This window comes from Paenibacillus sp. FSL R10-2778 (genome assembly GCF_038593035.1).
Taxonomy (GTDB): Bacteria; Bacillota; Bacilli; order Paenibacillales; family Paenibacillaceae; genus Paenibacillus_AQ; species Paenibacillus_AQ odorifer.
In genome coordinates, this window is record NZ_CP151956.1 from 3,354,694 (window position 1) to 3,375,538 (window position 20,845).

The 20,845-nt window shown below is 41.3% G+C and carries 17 protein-coding genes; 12 read left to right on the forward strand and 5 right to left on the reverse strand.

The features are described 5' to 3' along the window. Positions 1-62: 62 nt before the first annotated feature. Together NST40_RS14915 and NST40_RS14920 are read left to right on the forward strand one after the other, a co-directional pair. Positions 63-2,021: an RICIN domain-containing protein gene (locus NST40_RS14915; RefSeq protein WP_342410842.1), complete on the forward strand. Its 1,959-nt coding sequence runs from the start codon at positions 63-65 to the stop codon at positions 2,019-2,021. Between the two features lie 158 nt (positions 2,022-2,179). Continuing rightward, positions 2,180-3,106: a VanZ family protein gene (locus NST40_RS14920; protein ID WP_342410843.1), complete on the forward strand. Its 927-nt coding sequence runs from the start codon at positions 2,180-2,182 to the stop codon at positions 3,104-3,106. A 24-nt stretch (positions 3,107-3,130) separates the two neighbouring features. Here NST40_RS14920 and NST40_RS14925 read toward each other — a convergent pair whose 3' ends face one another. Further along, entirely contained in the window at positions 3,131-4,189 is a 1,059-nt protein-coding gene (locus tag NST40_RS14925) for a PocR ligand-binding domain-containing protein (protein ID WP_076217596.1), read from the reverse strand. Between the two features lie 203 nt (positions 4,190-4,392). On the opposite strand from NST40_RS14925, the gene NST40_RS14930 reads away from it, so the two are divergent. Together NST40_RS14930 and dhaK are read left to right on the forward strand one after the other, a co-directional pair. Further along, a complete protein-coding gene (locus NST40_RS14930) occupies positions 4,393-5,529 on the forward strand; it encodes a glycerol dehydrogenase (RefSeq protein WP_076099237.1) in 1,137 nt (378 codons plus the stop codon). A gap of 1 nt (position 5,530) precedes the next feature. Then, positions 5,531-7,291, forward strand: coding sequence for a dihydroxyacetone kinase subunit DhaK (gene dhaK, locus NST40_RS14935; RefSeq protein ID WP_342410844.1), 1,761 nt, complete (start codon positions 5,531-5,533; stop codon positions 7,289-7,291). Positions 7,292-7,361: 70 nt separating this feature from the next. Here dhaK and NST40_RS14940 read toward each other — a convergent pair whose 3' ends face one another. Continuing rightward, complete coding sequence (locus NST40_RS14940) at positions 7,362-8,141, reverse strand: GNAT family N-acetyltransferase (protein ID WP_076303799.1); 780 nt, start codon at positions 8,139-8,141, stop codon at positions 7,362-7,364. Between the two features lie 149 nt (positions 8,142-8,290). Between NST40_RS14940 and NST40_RS14945 the strand changes: the two genes are divergently transcribed. From NST40_RS14945 to NST40_RS14965, 5 genes are all read left to right on the forward strand, one after another. After that, entirely contained in the window at positions 8,291-8,992 is a 702-nt protein-coding gene (locus NST40_RS14945) for a hypothetical protein (RefSeq protein WP_076125619.1), read from the forward strand. Positions 8,993-9,285: 293 nt separating this feature from the next. Beyond that, a complete protein-coding gene (locus NST40_RS14950) occupies positions 9,286-10,260 on the forward strand; it encodes an AraC family transcriptional regulator (RefSeq protein WP_342410845.1) in 975 nt (324 codons plus the stop codon). A 130-nt stretch (positions 10,261-10,390) separates the two neighbouring features. Then, positions 10,391-11,380, forward strand: a complete 990-nt coding sequence (locus NST40_RS14955; protein ID WP_342410846.1) for an ABC transporter substrate-binding protein — start codon at positions 10,391-10,393, stop codon at positions 11,378-11,380. 68 nt (positions 11,381-11,448) lie between these two features. Beyond that, the gene (locus NST40_RS14960; protein ID WP_342410848.1) at positions 11,449-12,042 is read left to right on the forward strand and encodes an AAA family ATPase; all 594 of its coding nucleotides are present in this window, start codon (positions 11,449-11,451) and stop codon (positions 12,040-12,042) included. 109 nt (positions 12,043-12,151) lie between these two features. Then, positions 12,152-13,162: an AraC family transcriptional regulator gene (locus NST40_RS14965; RefSeq protein WP_076280633.1), complete on the forward strand. Its 1,011-nt coding sequence runs from the start codon at positions 12,152-12,154 to the stop codon at positions 13,160-13,162. A gap of 99 nt (positions 13,163-13,261) precedes the next feature. Here NST40_RS14965 and NST40_RS14970 read toward each other — a convergent pair whose 3' ends face one another. After that, positions 13,262-14,344 carry a GntR family transcriptional regulator gene (locus tag NST40_RS14970; protein ID WP_076125610.1) on the reverse strand — a complete coding sequence of 361 codons (1,083 nt, stop codon included), beginning with the start codon at positions 14,342-14,344 and terminating at the stop codon, positions 13,262-13,264. A gap of 308 nt (positions 14,345-14,652) precedes the next feature. Here NST40_RS14970 and NST40_RS14975 point away from each other — a divergent pair, with 308 nt between their 5' ends. From NST40_RS14975 to araA, 3 genes are read left to right on the forward strand one after another with little or no spacing between them, the layout of a single operon-like run. Then, the gene (locus tag NST40_RS14975; RefSeq protein ID WP_342410849.1) at positions 14,653-16,260 is read left to right on the forward strand and encodes an FGGY-family carbohydrate kinase; all 1,608 of its coding nucleotides are present in this window, start codon (positions 14,653-14,655) and stop codon (positions 16,258-16,260) included. Between the two features lie 16 nt (positions 16,261-16,276). Further along, a complete protein-coding gene (locus NST40_RS14980; RefSeq protein WP_036677359.1) occupies positions 16,277-16,972 on the forward strand; it encodes an L-ribulose-5-phosphate 4-epimerase in 696 nt (231 codons plus the stop codon). Positions 16,973-17,004: 32 nt separating this feature from the next. Beyond that, complete coding sequence (gene araA, locus NST40_RS14985; protein WP_342410850.1) at positions 17,005-18,429, forward strand: L-arabinose isomerase; 1,425 nt, start codon at positions 17,005-17,007, stop codon at positions 18,427-18,429. Between the two features lie 82 nt (positions 18,430-18,511). Here araA and NST40_RS14990 read toward each other — a convergent pair whose 3' ends face one another. Together NST40_RS14990 and NST40_RS14995 are read right to left on the reverse strand one after the other, a co-directional pair. Then, positions 18,512-19,654, reverse strand: a complete 1,143-nt coding sequence (locus NST40_RS14990; protein WP_076276527.1) for a glycosyl hydrolase family 8 — start codon at positions 19,652-19,654, stop codon at positions 18,512-18,514. Between the two features lie 48 nt (positions 19,655-19,702). Next, complete coding sequence (locus NST40_RS14995; protein WP_076218117.1) at positions 19,703-20,677, reverse strand: glycoside hydrolase family 43 protein; 975 nt, start codon at positions 20,675-20,677, stop codon at positions 19,703-19,705. Between the last annotated feature and the right edge of the window lie 168 nt (positions 20,678-20,845).

Sequence of the window (20,845 nt, forward strand, 5' to 3'; positions counted from 1 at the left end):
GTTTATTAATTATATTGAAGCTGTATTCGTTTAAAAAAACCAGAGTAAAGGAGAAATTACTTTTGAGAAGAGAACTGAGGAAGGTTTTGTCTTTTTTGTTGGTTTTAGTGACAGTGGTTGGCACAGGGATTAGCTTTGACGGCAATATTGTAAACGCTTTCGGTCCTAATGTCTTATATGTACCACCAGCAGATTCACCATCCTATGGGGCTTTATCACCTAGGGCAATTCAGCTTAAATATAGTGGCATCAACAATAATAAAATGTATGCTACATTTGAACAAGCCTCTAATACCACCCCTGTTTTCCCTATTTATGAAAGCGTTGACAATGGTGTCACTTGGAATCAGGTTGGAGAAGTGGAGGATACTCAAAACGGTTGGGGAATGTTAAATTGCCCTGAATTGTTTGAACTCCCCCAATCTATAGGTAACATGCCTGCAGGTACTATGCTTCTTGCAGGAAATTCTGTGCCAAGCAACAAAGCAGCTACCAAGTTGGAATTATATAAAAGCAATGATTTAGGTAGAACATGGACATATGTAAGCACCATTGCTGAAGGTGGACGAAACGATATTGGTTATGATCCCATTTGGGAGCCTTTCTTTTTGGTTCACAACAACAAACTCATTGTTTATTATTCAGATGAACGTGATCCTGCCCATGCCCAGAAGTTAGTTCATCAGACTACGTTGGAGGGTACGAACTGGGGACCTGTGGTAGTTGATGTGGCATTTGCAGACAGTAAATTACGTCCAGGAATGCCTACAATCGCTAAGCTGGGCAATGGTAATTACGCAATGACCTATGAGATGGTCGGATACCCGGGCGTGCCCAATTATTTGAAAATTTCAGCAGATCCTGAGAGCTGGAATCCAACTGAAGTAGGATCTCTTGTAGGGTACGGAGGAAGTCCCTATATTTCTGCTTTGGGAGATGGGAGACTCGTATTAAACGTTGCAGGGAAAAAAGAAGTGCTGATCAACTCTTCTAGAGTGGATGCATCCGGAAGCTGGGTTCCATATAATCCGCCCGTAGATGCAGGGTATAACCGCCAACTACTGCCGCTTATCAATGGCCGCTTATTTATCCCTCAAGCCGGATTTTTTAGTGGGAAAAACACGGTGAAATATGGCGATATGTCCGTAGGTTACTACAAATTAATTAATGTGAAGAGTGGGAAGGCTTTAGGTGTATTGGAAGGTGGAACTGCGAATGGCAATCCGCTCGTCCAATGGAGCAGCGGGACTAATTCTTTGGATCAATATTGGCTCATTTCCACAGCGGAAAGTGGTTATGCTCCTAACGGTTACAAATCCATTGTGAATGCAAAGAGTGGAAAGGTCGCCGGAATATTAGAAGGATCAACAACAGAAGGAGCTAAAGCCGTATTATGGACTGAAAACCATTCCGATGACCAGCAGTGGACTTTACAAGCCTCTGGTAACTACTACAAGATTGTTAACCGTAACAGTGGTCAGACGTTAGGTATAGCGCAGGGTTCTACTGAAGAGGGTACCCAAGTTATACAGCAGACTGATGCAGGCAGCACTGATCAGCTGTGGGAGTTGGTTCCAGATGAAGGACATATTATGGTGGACAGTTATCGATTAGTTAATGAGAACAGTGGTAAAGTGTTGGGTATCTATCAAGGTTCGATGGCGGATGGAGGGAAGGCGGTTCAGTGGACCAGCGGAATTTCTTCCCATGACCAAAATTGGTTTGTAGTCAGCACAGCTGATGGTTATACGAAGCTGGTCAATACTAATAGTCGTAAAAACCTGGGCATTTTAGGAGGTTCATTAGCTAACGGTGCTCAAAGTGTACAATGGAATGATAACGGATCGAATGACCAGCAGTGGACTTTGGAGTCCTCAGGTGATTTTTACAATATTATTAATCGTAATAGTGGAAAAGCTCTGGCAGTAGATCAGGGTTCGACGACAGAGGGAGCAAATATTATTCAAACAAATAATACAGGTTCTGCTGGCCAGCACTGGAAACTAGTCTCGAATAGATAATTTATGTAACCAAAAGTCATCGACCTTAAATTAAGGGTGATGACTTTTTGTCGATATAAGCTTTGAATGACTAAATCGTCACCTTCAGTGTCACGGGAATGTCACTTTGGAGAGATATACTATTTCCATCGACATATGGAGGGAATTGTGAAGTTATTATGGGAGTGAAATTACGAAAGATTCTTATTATAGGAACTATTTTATATACACTGTTGATCTTATATTTTTTGTTTTTTGCTTTCAATAGAGTAGAGCATGCAACAAGCCAGTATGAATATACGTTTATGTTGATTCCAGAAAGTGTTCCGCTTCTTTTTCCTGATCTCTTTGACCTATCCTTTTCTTGGGTTTATGACTTTGGGAACATCGCTGCTTTTATTCCTTTTGGCGTATTATTCCCTTTGCTGTATCGTACACATTTTAAGAAGTTTATTTGTTTGTTTATCTTAACAATTTTTATGCTGGAAAGTCTTCAAGCTTTAACTTTTTTGGGTTCCTTTGATGTAGCCGATGTCATCTCCAATACGTTAGGGGCAATGATCGGATTTTGTGCATATAAGATTGGATTTTCCCCGGAAATCACCAGGAGATCACTTTTTACTTCGGCATTATCTGTTGTTGTGCTATTGGTTGGAATCATGGGAATCTCTGAGATCATTGATTTAACTCTGAAGAAAAGTGAAAGACCTGTGCAGGGATTACAAACGTTGGAAAAGCTTACGGGAAGCATGCCTACCACGCATAATCTTCCCCGTTTCACTATCGCAGGTAAAAATATAATACCAAAAATGAATTTGTACAGCAGTGAAGGTGAAGATATTAAAAAATACACCTATACTTTGGGTGATAAAAAAGAGGTATGGTTATATTTCAGCTTTGGATTCCCGCAAAATGAAAATTCTAGCAGTGAACTAATGATTATAGCTGATGGTAACATGATCCTTCAATCCAGTGAACAATATAGTTTCCAAGCTGAACTCAACAATACGGCATTAGTTACCGTAAAAGAAATAACCTTTATCCTTAAAGGGAATGTGAAGTTATGGGATGTAGGATTTAGTGAAATGAAGCATTGGTGGGAATGAGGAACTAACCCTTCGTTAATTTTATTAACGGAGGGTTTCTTTTGCTGATCGCCTCATATACATATTCCGATATACAGCCGGGGTGAGGTTCTCGTATTTTTTGAAGGTTTTAATGAAATAGCCCGTGTCGCAAAAGCCCAAATCATCACTGACTTGATTGATCGGGGAATCCGTGGATTCCAGCAGTTGCTTAGCCCATTCAATCTTGAGTCTGGCAATGAAGATGGAGAAATTCTCTCCAGTTTCTTTAGTGAAAATACGGCTGAAATAACTGGGGCTGATATGACAAAGCTTAGCCATCTCTTTGAGGCTGAAATTCTCATTTTTGTGAGCATAAATGTAATTAAAAGCAGGCTGAAGCACAGAATTTACTGAGACGAACTTTTGTACACCATTCTTTAATTTGGTCTCGATCAAGGCCCCGGATAACTCCTGCTGTATGGATTGGATTTTTCGATACGTACGGTCTGACTCGTCCATTGCTTCAGCAGAAGCGGGTTCTTCTATATTGGTGGTCAGAACCTTTTTGTACAAATCCACAGTAGTATGCTTTTGAATGGCTTCCTCCACGATATAGGTACTTAACTGCAGCAGCAGCTCAACACACTTTGTTACTTCATCGTAGGATAAAACAGGCAGTGCCTGGTAATCCTCTTTGAGTGCTTTAAATTTCATGTTCGTCTCCACATTCGGCGGGCGAGAGACAATTTGCTCCAGTTGTGGTACGTCAGGTTCACGAAGCTTGAGCTGTCCGGCCATAATTGCACCTAGATATTGATTATCTATAATGATCGGAATCGCGATATCTATAATATTGAAATGACATAAATAAATAAACGGTTTGTTCTGGCGAACCGCTTCAATCCCAGCGCGGGCATCACATTTTTGACAATATTGAGAGAGATGGGAGTCCTGGCGCACACCTTGACAGAATGGCTGGCAATAGCTGTGCTTGGTCACGGGAACACCCTTGTAATCAACAGTAAGAATAGCCATTTTGGTTACAAGAGATAAGGAATCCTGGAGCTTTTCCCATTTCTTCAAGTCAATAATTTCTTCTAGATTGAACCGGGATTTTGACATCACAAAATTCTCCTATGTAAGTTATAGAATCTTAATGAACATTATACAGAATAATTCAACATAATGACATGAAAGTTCGATTTTTCACGATTATGACAAAAAAATACGATAAGAAAACGCTTTAATAAGCTTTTATTGTTTCATGTTTCTTAAATTAGAGCAATCTATAATGATAACTATAAACAACTGAGGAGGAACGAAAAATGAGAAGAGCATTTATCAGTCCGACGAAATATGTACAAGGTGAGAATGAATTATTGAACTTAGGTTACTTCGTAAAAACATTTGGTGATTCTGCTTTGTTAATTGCCCATCCAGATGATGTAACACGTGTGAAAGACAAACTGGAGTCAACTAAACAGAAATTTAATATAACTCTTGTTGAAAGTGGCTTCCATGGGGAATGCTCAAGACAAGAAGTCGCCAGATTACAAGCGCTAGCCAAAGAACATCAATGTGCATGTACGATTGGCTTGGGTGGAGGTAAGGCGATTGATACGGCAAAATGTGTAGCTGAAGGAGAAGCGCTGATTATCGTTCCAACGATAGCAGCAACTGATGCTCCGACAAGCCACTCAGCGGTGCTCTATACTCCGGAAGGTGAATTCGATGATTATGCTTATTTCAAGCAAAGCCCGAGTGTAGTCATGATTGATACAACAGTTATTGCCAATGCACCTACAAGATTTCTTGTGGCAGGTATGGGAGATGCACTTTCAACCTATTTTGAAGCAAGAGCTACTGCAAATTCTTACTCCAATGTGAATGCAGGTTTACCTTGCGGAGTTCGTGAAGGGGTTTGCGGTGAAGCTAAAGGAACAGTAACAGCGTTGGGACTTGCGAAGCTCTGCTATGAGACATTGCTTGAGAATGGATTCAAGGCGAAGCAAGCTTGCGATCTGAATATCGTAACCCCAGCTTTGGAGAATATAATTGAGACGAATATTCTTTTATCGGGTCTTGGGTTTGAAAGTGGTGGTTTGGCAGCGATTCATGCGATTCATAATGGGTTAACTGCTTTGGAAGGAACTCATCATTATTATCATGGTGAAAAGGTTGCCTTCAGCACGATTGCTCAATTGGTTCTTGAAAATGCAGACCGGACTGAATTAAAAGAAGTGTTGGACTTCTGTCTTTCGATTGGCCTCCCAGTATGCTTAGCGGATATTGGTGTTGAGCATGTAACCTATGAGGAACTGCTTGAGGTTGCTAAAAAAGCTTGCATTGCTGAGGAATCTATCCATTCGATGCCGTTCCCAATTACGGAGGATGCGGTTGCATCAGCAATTATGGCAGCCGATCAATTAGGCCGTCAATATAAATCAAGTAAGGAGCTTTAAGATGAAAAAAATAATAAACAAGCCGGAGACTCTGGTTAGGGAAATGTGTAACGGGCTTGTCTTGGCGCATCCCGAGCTGGATTTCGATCCTAAATTCAAAGTGATTTCTAAGAAAGAGATCAATCAAGATAAAGTTACCCTGATCAGTGGTGGCGGAAGCGGGCATGAGCCGGCTCATGCCGGGTTTGTAGGAACCGGGATGCTGGATGCAGCTGTATGCGGTGATGTGTTTGCTTCTCCATCCCAAATTCAGGTTTATCAAGCGATTCGCCGCACAGCAAGCACCAAAGGTTCGCTGCTTATTATCAAGAATTATAGCGGTGACATCATGAACTTTAAAAATGCGGCCCATCTAGCAACTGAAGACGGTATCGAAGTGGATTATGTCAAAGTAGACGACGACATTGCCGTTGAAGACAGCCTTTATACAGTCGGAAGAAGAGGCGTAGCCGGAACAGTGCTTGTTCATAAGGTAGCCGGAGCAGCAGCAGAAGCTGGATTATCCTTAGCGGAGGTGAAAGAAGCGGCGCAACATGCAATTGATCATGTGCGCAGCATAGGCTTCGCCTATACCTCTTGTACCGTGCCTGCCAAAGGTACTCCGACATTTCATATTGAAGAGAACGAAATGGAATATGGGGTTGGCATCCATGGAGAACCCGGAATACGCAGGGAGAAAATTGTACCCGCAGATGAATTAGCACAGCGAATGGTTACTTCTTTGTTAGACAACTTCCAAATGAATGATCAGAAGCAGGGGGAAGTAGCCGTATTAATTAATGGTTTTGGCGGCACCCCGCTGCAAGAGTTATATTTGCTGAACAATTCTGTTATCCGCGAATTAACCGCTAAGAACAAACAAGTGTTTAAAGTGTTTGTTGGTAACTACATGACCAGCATTGACATGGCAGGTGCATCGGTGACGATAATGAAGCTGGATGAGACACTGAAAAAATGGTTATCTGCGCCTTGTGATACACCAGCCTTGTCGATTAAAGGCCCTTTTGAGCCTGTGAAATATACTGAAGTAATCCAAGAAGAGAAAGCAGACAGCAATGTATCCTTTAAGAATAATACGGATGCTGCTTCAGCGGTGATTAAGAACAATCGGTTTACTTTGCAAAATATCGTCTATCTGCTCGATCAAATGAGCCAGGTTATTATCGAGAATGAAGTTCCGTTCTGTGAGCTTGACTCCCACGCTGGAGACGGCGATTTCGGGATGAGTGTAGCTAAGGGCTTTAAACAGCTGAAAGTCGAGTGGGAAGATATTTTAGCTCATCATCTCACTAATATCGGTGAGTTCCTTGACGCCTGCTCCATGGTCATTATGGAATATTGCGGCGGAGCATCCGGACCGATCTGGGGATCAGGCTTCCGCGCAGCGAGTAAAAATGTTCAGCAGAAGGAAGAGCTGACCATTCAGGAGTTTGCTGATATGATGCAGGCTGTTGTCAAAGGGATTCAAGATACGGGTGAAAGATCTTTTGGCAGAGGGGCTGTCGTCGGAGACAAGACATTGATTGATGCGCTTGTACCGTTCGCAGATGCCTGGACCCAAAGTGCAGAACAAGGCGACGATATCAAAGTGGCGGCAAATAAAGCAGCGGAAGCAGCTGTCAAAGGTTCTAAAAATACTATAGAAATCGTTGCCCGTATGGGAAGAGCCGGTACAGTAGGGGAACGCAGCATCGGTTATCCAGATGCGGGTGCTCATGCGCTGGGGGTTATTTTCACAGAGCTGGCAAAAGCAATGAAATAAACAAGGTTAACTGGCGTATCACCTAAAAATTTAAAAAAACGTACTGCATTAGCTGCAGTACGTTTTTAATTTAAATCATAAATTCAACGATGTATTGTTGGCAAATGAGTTCATATCCCAGCGATTGATATAGAGAAATGGCTCCTACATTCTCCTCAAAAACATTCAAATATACGTTAGCTGAAATGGCATGTCCTTGGCGTGTTAGCTCTGCACAGACTTTTTTACCATAACCATTTCTTCTCCAGGCCACATCTGTTCCGATATTTCCTAGTTCAACGTAATCCTCACTATATATATGGTATCCTCCTACAGCAATCAGCTCGTCTTGTGCCATCACACCATAGAACGGATTCTGTAATTCTTCTTTTGAAAAAGCCATGGTTTGCAGCTCGTTCATCTTTGCTTCAATTCGCTGGAAATGAGCAGGTCCTAAGTGCATAACATGCTTGTCCGCTGTTGGTAGAACATCTTCATGAATATGTTTCATAAGAAGCAATTTTTTGGGAGGGCTGTAGAACTCAAGCTGAGAAGCAAAGACCTGCAGCTCTTGTTCGTTAATAATAAAGCTACCTACCGCATGGTTATGTAGATGTAATTCATCTTTCATGAACGCCAACATTGAGCTGAGACAAAAGGATTGCTGAACTGGATATACAGAAAAAGCATTAAACGGAAGGCCACTTAAAAAGGCTAATACTCCAAGCAACTCGCCCTGGTCAGAATACTGACCGTAATGCACTGTGTTTTGTCTGCGAAAAGTAAGGTATGAATAATATAAAAAATGCTGTTCCTTATTAATCGAGCTTAATATAAAATCTAACTCTGCTGCTGTTAATTTTCTATACATATACGACCTGCCTCCATTAACAATTGCTGTTGCTATTTCCTCTTGCCGAATTTGCACAACCTTTTCTAATATATCATAAATCAGAACTTTAATTGCTTTATTGCTGGGTTGAGTCAAGTATGATACTATTGTCCCCTTAGAAACATAAAATGAGATATGAAGGTTTTCTTGAAAGGATGATATATATTAAGGCAATCTTAGTTCGGTACTTCGGAAATCCGCAAGATCGAACCGCCATGTTCAACGCTGCTTCCTTAGTCATCGATGCTTTTATTGGTATAGGCAAGTTAATTCTTGGGTTATATCTATTGTCCGGATGGTTCATCACAAATGCACTTTATTATCTGATCCTTTGTATAGCCAAAGGACAGGTGCTTCATAAATATACATTAGCTAAAAAAGTCAGTTCAGCACAGCAAAGGTATTCCATGGAGCTTTATGTTTATAAGCGTGGCGGTGTTTTTCTTTGTCTTCTAGGGGTTTCATATCTGTTGGTCTGCCTGCGGATTTATCTAGTCGGAGACGCTTTGGTTTATGAAGGTTACATTGTATATCTGGTAGCACTGATCGCTTTTACAAAACTTGGTTTTGCCATTCATGGAAATATTGTTAACCGTCATCTCAAAAATCCCATTATATCAACATTAAAAATGATTAGCTTTACTGATGCCTTAGTCTCCATTGTTGTCACTCAAATGGCTGTGCTTACAATGAAAGGCTCACCTCAGGCATTAAACGCCAGCGCGTTGTTTGGCATGGGATGTAGTGTTTTATTTTGTCTGGGGGGGATCTGGATGATGCTCCGTAAGACAAAGGCTCCAATGAAGGAAGTAGAATTAATTAAAAATTAGATGATATCATAACTTCCCCTTATCCCTTAGGATGAGGGGTTATTTGTAATTTTATATGCAACCTAACTCAGCGATCTCTTTATAAGGCTGACACAAGAAGTGCTACCGCTTTACTGAGGAGGCGGAGATAAGAGATCCTTAAAAACTGTACATTGCAGGTTATCTAATATCTCGCATATAATGATCTAAATGATAATCGTTATCATTTAATAGAAGAGAAAAGGTGATCTGCTCATGATAAAACATAATATTGGGATTACGGAGTGCAGCTTACCTGCTGAGTGTATAACAGAATGACAAGTTCATCTATTCATAACATCTATAACGGGTATTTCGATGCTTTGTTTGAGGCTCCGTCTATGAGGGGCACTACAGAGAGGAAACATTTTGCACAATCCAGTACCCAAGGATACGTCGATAGAGTGATCACACCCTCCGGGATCGAATTTGTTGATAGTGATTACCGTTTTGCTGATGATCGCCTAGTTCGGGTTCAATCCGAAGCGGCGATGATTGAGTTAAGCTTTTGTCTGCAGGGAAGCGGGGAAGTTCATGTAACAGATACCAGCCATGAGTTAATGCCCGATAGTTGTTCATTGCAGTTCATGCAGGATTTCCAAGCGGAATTTCACTATCGCAGTGCTGAACCTATCCGTTTATTGTCCATAGGTGTACCGGTTACACTATTCGATTCATGGATGGCGGATCAAGGCTCTTCACATGCTCGCAGCTTATCCGGGCTGTTAGATTCACGTGCTTTTCGAATGTTCCGTATGCCTATTCTTCCAGAAACCACCCGATTATTGGTTCAATTGAGAGACTGTCCATATCATACCTCCATGCGCCGGTTGTACGTAGAGGGGAAGGCATTAGAACTCCTTTCTGTATATTTTGACGCTTTTCTTTTTGAGCAGAAACATACTAAACGTAGTTTGCATTTATCACGTAGTGACCGAGAAAACATTCGGAAAGCCAGGGATATCATCCTTGACCACATGGCAACCCCACCATCGCTAATCGAATTGTCCAAGCTGGCAGGCATTAACGAATACAAATTAAAAGTTGGATTTAAGGAAGAGTACGGAACAACTGTATTTGCATATTTACGGAACAAACGTTTAGAAAAAGCATGGGAAATCATAAGTACCGGGGAAATTAGTGTCAGCCAAACGGCGACGATGGTAGGTTACAACAACTTTAGTCATTTTGCCGAAGCTTTTCGGAAGCAGTATGGAATTAATCCTTCAGAAGTAATTAAAAAACGATAAAAATTAAATAAATATCCGCCAAACCGTTATTCAATCCCTCTGCCGGTAGTTCTATCCTATTAGCAGAGTGTATGATCGGACTTGCTAGAAGTGAGAATGATTATCAATAGATTGGAGAGGGTTGGAAAAAATGTTCAGTTTAAAACGAATCTCTTTTGTCGGAATCGCCTTAATCATGATGGTGATTCTGTACGGGTGTGGGAATTCAGGTCAGGAGGCTAAGGTAGAAAATTCTCAACCTGCGGTAAATTCAGAACCCGTCGCTACTAATTCGACCGAAACACGTACCCTCAAGGATGCTAAAGGAGATGTTGTAATACCGGTGAATCCGGTTAGAATTGCCGATGTATCCGGCTCAACGGAAGAACTTCTGGTGCTTGGATATAAACCTGTTATTACTGGGAATACGGATATGGCTAATTCATTAGAAATCACTCCTATTCTCAAAAAAGAACTGCCTGATGTAACTCCCGCTGGATGGTTTCAGACGGAAGTCAACTTAGAAGCGATCATTGCAGCAAGCCCTGATTTGATACTGGCAGGACCTACCCAAGAAAAAATCTATGATCAACTAAATATGATTGCTCCAACAGTGAGGGTGCCTTATGGCTTTAACGCTTTTAGAGAGCGATTTGCATTTGTTGCGGAGGTACTTGATAAGAAAGCGGAAATGGAAACGTGGTTGAAGGTCTATGATCAACGTGCTCTACTACTACATGATCAAATCACTGAGATAACCAAGGAAGAGACGTTTGCGGTAATCGAAGCTACAGAGAAAGAAATACGCATCTATTCCCGCACAGGTATTGCGGATATGATTTTTAATGATCTAGGATTACCCCTCGCGCCAGGTACACCGGAGCCAGATCCATGGGGAGGGAAAGTGACAAGTCTAGAAGCACTGTCTACCTTTAATCCAGACCATATCATTTTATTATCCGATAATGACCAGAATGTTCTTGACCAAAGCAAGGTCTGGAGTAATCTGAAAGCTGCAAAATCGAATAATATATATCGCATGACAAGCAGACAAAATTATAATGAGGCTTTCTTTGCTTTAGGAAAAGAAGCATTGTTGGAGCAAATAGCCGAACAAATCAAGGAACATATCAAACAGTAAAGGATAATTTAATCTTTTCTCGAATATTCTCTGAGTTGCAATGATTATTATTTGAAGGGATGATTAAATTGAAGCAAGGGATATTAGTTTTTCTAAATGGAACTTCAAGTTCCGGAAAGACCTCCATATCGACTGAACTGATAAAACAGAAAGAGATTCCTTTTTATCATTTATCAATTGATGATTTTTTTAATAATTACAATGATTTTATTAATAATAAATTTCCAGATGAACCTCCAAGAGAAATAGATCATCAAGTCGTTTCCCAAATATTAGATGATTCCATATTCTCAGTGTACCGCTCGACAATTAAATTGTTAATAGAAATGGGTTTTAATGTAATAGTAGATACCGTAATCGACAATGATAAGAGGTTTAATGTGTTTCTTGATCAATTTTTCGATCAGCCTACGTTATTTATAGGTGTAATATGCTCGAAAGAAGAACTCATAAGAAGAGAGCAAACAAGAGGAGATAGAAAGATTGGACTAGCAGCTTCACAGTTTAGCAAAGTATATTGCTTTGATGAATATGACCTCGAAGTAAATACGGAAGAGATGAATTCAATAAAATGTGCCGCAAAGATATTAAGTTTTATTAAGTCCAATAAGGAATACTCGGTATTTAAGAAATTAAGTAAAAGAAATGTTAGTGTTTCCTAGATGGCGTATCCAGATAACACCATATTCAAGCGGGTCAAAAAAGAGAGGATCCTTTATAATAATGAGAATTATTCTCAATATTATAAAACTTGAACGGAGAGCGGTAGCAATGACTGGAATAGATTATCATCACAATTTCAATCTTTTTTTCGATGGGCTTGAGCTGCCGCGGCAGAATAGAGATCGTACAGAGCACATGGCACTACATTCGCAAAGGGGAGAAGGGTTCGTTCGTCGATTCGTCCCACGCTTTGATATCAATGTGGTGGTATCCGATTTTACCTTTCGCCAGGATTACAGCATGCCTTTGGTAACCAAAACAGCAATGGTTGAACTTAATTATTGTTTACAAGGGAAAAGAGAAGTCTCTGTAGATGGTGTCCAGTATGAGTTTGTTCCGGGAAGCTGTACGCTACAACTCATGAATGAAGTTGGTTCTCAATTTGAGTTTCAGGGGAATGAATCTTATCTTATGTTAGGCATAGGTATTCCTGTTTCGACTTTTCATCACTTCATGGAAGAAGGCGGGGGTGGGAGATCCGCTGATTTTGACCGCATTCTTGGCCAAGCGTCTTTTCGTGTATTCCAGGAAACGATGCAGCCGTCTACTGCTATCGTGCTTGAACGAATGCTGGCAGCGCTTCAAAACCGCAGCACCAAAAATCTGGAGATCGAATGTAGTACATTAGAGCTTTTGTCGTTGGGCTTTCAATCGATTCTAACAGAGGGTACTTCTGGGACAACAAAGCTGTCGAAAAGCGACATGACAAAAATTAGTGAAGCCCGGGACATCATGTTGCAACGGATGATAGATCCGCCAAGCCTGTTGGAGCTCTCCCGATTGATTGGAATGAATGATAACAAATTAAAATCAGGCTTTAAAGAAATGTTCGGAACAACTGTATTTGGCTATTTGCGGGATATAAGGTTGGAGAAGGCTCTACACCTATTGCAGCAAGGTAATTTGAACGTTAATGAGACATCCTGTGCTGTAGGTTATTCCAACTCAAGTCACTTCTCAGAGGTGTTTCGGGAGAAATACGGGATCAATCCCGGCAAGCTTGTGAAACAGTTTGCTTCTTCTGTACTGTTGACTTCAAAACACGAATCGAACCTTTAAAGAATACGGAGATGACAGTTGCAAATAACCCACCAGTCACGACTGGTGGGTTATTACATTTACATATGAAGAGAAACGCAAAATCCCTCAGAATTTATTCTATCTCTCGACTACTGTTTCTCCTTCAATTAACACAGGTTGATAATAAGTATTGTTGGGAAGATCCTTTTTTCCTTGTAATTTTTTAATGACCCAATCCGCTGCATCACGGCCCATAGTTTCTTGGGGATGTGTTAAAGTGGTCAGTTTGATGTTTGCATTTTGGGCAATATAGGAGTTGTCCTGGCCAATAATTGATAATTCCTCTGGTATAGAAATGTCTAGCTGTCTGCAAGCATTGACCACTTCCAGACCAACCTCGTCGTTGTAGCAGACAATCGCAGAGAGGGTATCTCTATTTTTATTTAGGAAATCCTTCAAGTTCGTAGCTAAGGTTTGTTTGGTCTCGGTGTTGAACGAAAATATTTGCTCTGGATAAAACCGCAATTTAGCTTCTTCGAGGGCTTTGATATAACCCTTCATTCGATATTTGCCTTGTAAATCATCCATTTTTGCGATAAGTCCAATTTGAGAGTGGCCTTTGGAGATCAATTCTTTTGTTGCCAGATAACTGGACTGCACATCGTCAAGACAAAGGAAGGGGAGCTCTATTTCCTCATAAAAAGCATTAATCATAATGAGTGGAATATCTTGCTCCTTAAACGACAGATAATACGCAATATTGGGATTATACAGATTACTTTTCGTAGGTTCAATAATTAAACCATCTACGCCGTAGGACAACATCATTTCGAGAGCTTTTTTTTCTTGCGCAACATCGTTATTGGTACTAGCCAATAGTAGTGAATAGTTATCCTCATTCATTCGGCTTTCAATCCCCCGGATAATAGAAGGGAAGATATAGTCAGAGATATAGGTCGTAATTACACCGATCGTCTTCTTATGGGAACTCCCGCCGGTCTTTGTGCGATATTGGTTGCTGACATAAGTGCCAGAACCTTTTTCGCTGCGGAGGAATCCTTCGTTGGATAGCTCTAAAATGGCTTTTCTGACAGTCTGTCTGCTAACCTCGTACAAGGACTGCAAGGCAGACTCCGTAGGAATTTGTTCGCCTACATTGTAATCTCCTGAAAGGATCTTGCTTTTTATATCCTCTATAATCACTTGATACTTTGGTTTCATGTAATTCCTCTTTCCATACTTGTTCGCTTTATAATTCGTACATTTCGTTAAGTTGTATGTACAAATTATAGCATGACTACGAATTAAATATAAAGGGGCTCTTTTTTTATGAAAAAATGTAAATATTTCGTACCCATAGATCATCATAAACAAACTAAGTAGGGCGCGAAATTATTATCATCGCCATATTTGTATGTATATATAACTATTTTATTGACAAATGTACGTACAAAAATTTATACTAAAGCTGTCAATTAAGAAAGCGAATTCTTTTATATTAAAAAAGCGCTGTCAGAGAGGTGACCAACGTGATATCGAATCGATTAAGCATCGGAGAAGCAATCAATAAGGGAGAAACTTCGCTAGGGATTGAATTTGGATCCACGCGTATTAAAGCAGTACTTATTGATCATAGTTTTCAAACGATCGCTTCTGGAAGTTATGAATGGGAAAATCAGTTGAAAGACGGCTTTTGGACGTACAGCCTAGAAGATATTATCAAAGGTCTACAAGATGCTTATCGTGAGATGAAGCAAGAAGTTCAACAAAATTACGGAATCACCCTCCAAACCGTTGGTTCAATCGGGTTTTCTGCAATGATGCATGGATATATGGCTTTTGACGAACAGGATCAATTGCTCGCTCCGTTCCGGACTTGGCGTAATGCAACAACGGGTAAGGCAGCCAAAGAACTGACCGATGTATTTAAATTCAATATTCCTGAACGTTGGAGTATTGCTCATCTTTATCAGGCGATCTTAAACAAAGAAGAACATGTGCCGCAGATTCGGTTTGTTACAACGTTAGCAGGATACATTCATTGGTTATTGACCGGCAACAAAGCACTTGGTGTTGGGGATGCTTCAGGTATGTTCCCGATTGATGAATCCATAGGAAATTATAATGAATCTATGATACAACAGTTTGATGAGCTTATTGCTGGCAAAGGTTATTCGCTGAAGACCAGCGACCTTCTTCCTAAGGTGTATGTTGCCGGTGAGCAAGCAGGTCTATTAACCGAAGCAGGAGCCAAAATTCTGGATCCATCATTGCAATTACAAGCTGGGATTCCGCTTAGTCCTCCAGAAGGGGATGCGGGAACCGGTATGGTTGCTACCAATAGTGTAAGAAAACGTACCGGGAATGTCTCCGTAGGAACCTCTGTTTTTGCCATGATCGTATTGGAAAAAGAGCTTTCCAAGGTTTATCCGGAAATCGATATGGTGACTACGCCAGACGGAAGTCCAGTAGGTATGGTTCATGCTAATAACTGTTCAAGTGACCTTAATGCCTGGCTCGGATTATTCCGTGAATTCTATGAAGCGATGGGACAAAAAGCCGAAGCTGACAAATTGTACAGCGTACTGCTGAATAAAGCTTTGGAAGCAGACCCAGATGCCGGTGGATTGCTCAGTTACGGTTATTTCTCGGGTGAGAACATTACGGGGTTAGAAGAAGGTCGTCCGTTATTTGTACGTTCGCCTGAGAGCAAATTTAATCTGGCTAACTTTATGCGTACACATTTGTTCAGCGCCTTTGGTGCTTTGAAAATTGGAATGGACATTTTGACGAAAGAAGAGAATGTAGCCATAGATAGTATTTTAGGACACGGCGGTATATTTAAGACTCCGGTTGTTGGCCAAAGAATGATGGCAGCTTCACTGAATGTTCCTGTTTCCGTAATGTCGACAGCTGGAGAAGGCGGCGCATGGGGAATGGCTATTCTTGCCTCCTACATGATGAACAAAAATCAGGAAGAAAGCTTGGAAGACTTCCTCGATCAAAAAGTGTTCAAAGATGTAAAGGGAGAAGAAATTCATCCCGATGCAACCGACATTAAAGGTTTTGAAACCTTTATCGAACGTTATAAAAAAGGTCTGGCGATTGAGCAATCCGCTGTTGATAATTTAGTCTGAAAATGGAGGGACCAAGATGTTAGAACAACTTAAAGAAGAGGTTTTTCAAGCCAATCTGGAATTGCCGAAACATGGACTAATCAAGTATACATGGGGAAATGTGAGTGCAATTGATCGCGAAAGTGGATTATTCGTAATCAAACCTAGTGGTGTAGATTATGAAACAATGAAAGCCAGCGATATGGTAGTTGTTGATCTGGATGGCAATGTGGTTGAAGGGGAGATGAGACCTTCCTCCGATACCCCTACTCACGCAGTACTTTATAAACATTACTCCGAAATTGGCGGAATTGTGCATACACATTCCACTTGGGCGACTATCTGGGCACAAGCAGGACTTGACGTTCCTGTAATGGGAACTACGCACGCTGATACATTCTATGGCTCCATTCCTTGTGCGCGTTTCTTGACGCAAGAGGAAATTGATCGGGGTTACGAAGCGGAAACAGGTAATGTAATCATCGAAACCTTTGAACAACGCGGGATAGATATTATGGCGGTTCCCGGTGTTTTGCTTAAAGGCCACGGACCCTTTACTTGGGGGAAAAATGCAAAATCCGCTGTAATGAACAGCGTAGTGTTGGATGAAGTATCAAAAATGAATTTATTTGCTAGAGAGTTGAACCATTTTGCGGAAGAATTGCCACAACGTATTCTAGATAAACATTACTTGCGCAAACATGGGAAAGACGCTTATTACGGTCAAAAATAATCAAACTACAAAATGATGAAAAGAGGATGAATATGTCAACAGCAGTAGCAAAAGAATTTTGGTTTGTCGTAGGTTCGCAACATCTTTATGGGGATGAAGCATTGGCTGAAGTTAAAGCGCACGCACAAACGATGACAGATGCTTTGAATAAAAGCGGAGTTTTGCCTTACCCACTAGTATTGCAGGATTTGGCTGTCAGCGCAGATAAAATCACCAACATTATGAAAGAAGTTAACTACCGTGACGAAGTTGCAGGTGTCATCACTTGGATGCATACTTTCTCACCTGCAAAAATGTGGATCCGCGGAACAAAAATGCTGCAAAAACCTTTGCTTCATCTAGCTACGCAATATAATGAAAGTATTCCATGGGCAACAATTGATATGGATTTCATGAACTTGAACCAAGCAGCTCATGGTGACCGTGAATATGGTTTTATTAACGCCCGTTTGAACAAACAAAACAAAGTGGTTGTAGGCTATTGGGAACGCCCTGAAGTTCAAAAGCAAATTGCAGAATGGATGGACGTAGCCGTTGCTTATAACGAAAGCTTCAATATCAAAGTTGCTCGTTTTGGTGACAACATGCGTAACGTTGGTGTAACTGAAGGAGATAAAGTTGAAGCCCAAATTCAATTTGGCTGGACGGTTGACTACTTTGGTATTGGTGACCTGGTTCAAGTCATTAATGAAGTTAAAGAAGAAGAAATCGATGGTTTGTTTGCTGAATATGCAGAGCTGTATGAATTCGACTATGGCACTAACAGCAAAGAAGCTTGGGAAGCTAGCGTAAGAGTTCAAGCAAGCTATGAAATTGCTATCAAACGTTTCCTTGATCAAGGTGGCTACAATGCCTTCACCTCAAACTTCGAAGATTTACATGGAATGAAACAACTTCCAGGACTTGCTGTTCAACGTTTGATGGCACAAGGATATGGTTTTGCTGGAGAAGGAGACTGGAAGACTGCAGCTCTCGACCGCTTGCTTAAAGTGATGAGCCATAACCAATCGACTGGCTTTATGGAAGATTACACTTATGAATTGACAGTTGGACAAGAATCTATTCTTCAATCCCATATGCTTGAAGTAGATCCAACTTTGGCAAGCAACAAACCAAAAATCATCGTGTCTCCACTAGGTATTGGTGGTAAAGACGATCCAGCCCGTTTAGTATTTGACGGCAAAGCAGGAGACGGTGTAGTGGTTTCCATGGCTGACTTCGGTACGCATTACAAACTTTTGATCAATGAAGTGACTGCTTTTGAACCAACTGTTCCAGCTCCAAACCTTCCAGTAGCTCGTGTGCTTTGGAATGTTAAACCAAACTTCCAAGACGGAGTTAAAGCTTGGATCGAAAATGGTGGCGGTCACCACACCGTTGTTTCATTAACTCTTACAACAGACCAAATTATTGCTTACGCAAAACTTGTTAACTTGGAATATGTAGTTATTAAATAATAGCAAAGCTTTATTACGATCAATAGGACTCCATTCCTCGGCTTTTTGAGGAATGGAGTCCTATTGTTTTGTTCGATTTACTTCAATAAATGCGATAGTTTCCACTTAGGGCCAGTAAACTAAAGAAGTACAGACAGTTATCATAATAACGACGTTGTCCAGTTCGCAAAGGTGTATCCCAAAACAAACGGACAAAATGCTCTGCCTCCGGGCCATCCGAAGCAAGCGAAGCCATAGCGTTGGTCGCCAAAAGGCCTACCGGATGCAGCGCCGGTTCGTCGAATGCCTGTCCCTCAATGGTATACCTCCGGTAATTGGAAACTTCGATATTCCTAAAAAAAGCTTGAATCCGGTTACATTGATCGACCTGCCAGCTGTCCTTTTGGAACCATGCCCAGTCCAGACCGATATTAGCCGCAACCCGGTAAGCATCACTGAAAAAATGGCTGAAATCACCATGAGGCTGGGGTTCTGCCGGGGTGCCATTAAAATTGGCATATTCGGGAGCGAGACCAGTTATAGGATTACATGTAGTGTGTAGATATGAGCGGCTGGCTTCCGCCGCTTCTCGCCAAAACATGTGGTCACCTGCATCAGCCCACAAAGCGAACAAATCATAGAAATGGGGGAGATGGTAAGATGGATCACTGAAGGTGGATTCCGGTACGAATTTAATCAGTTTCGTTTCCTCGTCCCACATTGAGTCACCAGCGCCTGTTTCAGTTTTATGTACACAAGCACGCAATATTATTCGAGCCTGCTCGGAATAATTATAAGGTGCCGGACCGTTCCCCCAACGTTTTGAGGCAAAAAACAAAGCCATGGCGAAAAACTCTTCCCCGTCCGGTGCGGGTCCTTGAGAAATTCTTGTACCGTCAGGCTTGCAGTGCCAAGCAAAGTAATCGGCATAACGGCCTTCTTTGTGCTGCATAAACGTCTTAGAGAAGTTCCATAAACGATCAAACTCATCTTTTTTATTCATTTGAACAGCCATCATCATCCCGTAGGACATTCCTTCAGACCTAACATCCAGATTACCTGTATCCAGAATATAGCTTTTATCCTCGTCCAGCGGATAGTAGATTCGTACGTTCGGATCTCCGTAAAACAAATCACTCCAAGTTTCTTCGAGTTTAGCGTTGATTTCATCTTCAGAAAAGCCGAGCTCTTTAAATAAATTGCGATATTTCCCCGTATAAAAAGCACCTTGTTGTGTTATTGGCATGATATTTCCCCTCCTGTGCACTACGCATGCACTCCATTTCAATAAAAACTAAGGATGGATGGTTTGAATGGTGCCATCATCGTTGTATTTCAGCTCCGTATATTTTACAGAACGCTTGTTGTCAGCACCACCAGATAAAGAACTATCATGATAAAATAAATACCATTTCTCTTTAAACTGAACAATAGAATGGTGTGTTGTCCAGCCCAGGACGGGTGTAAGTATTTTTCCTTGATATACAAAAGGCCCAAGCGGATCTTTACTGATAGCGTATACAATATTATGGGTAGTACCCGTGGAATAAGAAAGATAATAATAACCGTTATATTTATGAACCCATGGACCTTCAAAATATCTTCTCTCTTCATCTCCAGCAAGAATCGGATTTCCGTTCGTATCGACGATGGATATTTCTCTAGGCGCACCTTCAAAGCTCAGCATGTCCTCGCTCAGCTCCGCTACGATAGGTCCTAGAGCAGGTGCCGTTTCAGCCGGTCCCTCGGCATCCGCAACAAATGAGCCGGTTTGCCATTTTTCAAGTTGACCGCCCCAAAGACCCCCAAAGTATATATATGATTTGCCATCATCATCAACGAAAACAGCGGGATCAATGCTATAACTGCCAGGAATGTAGTTCGGTTCAGGTGTAAAGGGTCCCGAAGGTGACGCTGAGGTTGCAACCCCAATTCGGAAAATATCGTCATGGTCTCGGGCTGGGAAAAACAAATAGTAGATATTGTTTTTGTATGCTGCATCCGGAGCCCACATTTGCTGTTTAGCCCATGGGACATCCTTCACATGAAGCACTTCACCGTGGTCGATACAAGGGGAGCCATCTCCATCAATAGACAGAACATGGTAATCCTCCATATTATATTGGTCACCGTTGTCATTAGAGATCATATCGTGATCCAGGTCATGAGAGGGATAAATATAAATCTTGCCTTCAAATACATGAGCAGAAGGGTCCGCAGTATAAATATGAGTTACGAGAGGTTCATTGGGTTGCACTGGCTTTGTCAAGTCATTTCCTCCTATAAAGTTAATCGCTTACAAAGTTAATGGTATAAGAACTTTAGGACTCTGTATATATAGCAACTATAGTTTATACCCCACAAAGTTTAGATGTTGCTTTCTTGACCTTGCAGATCCTTTCCCATTTATGCTGCCTCACAATATTTTCTCTAGATA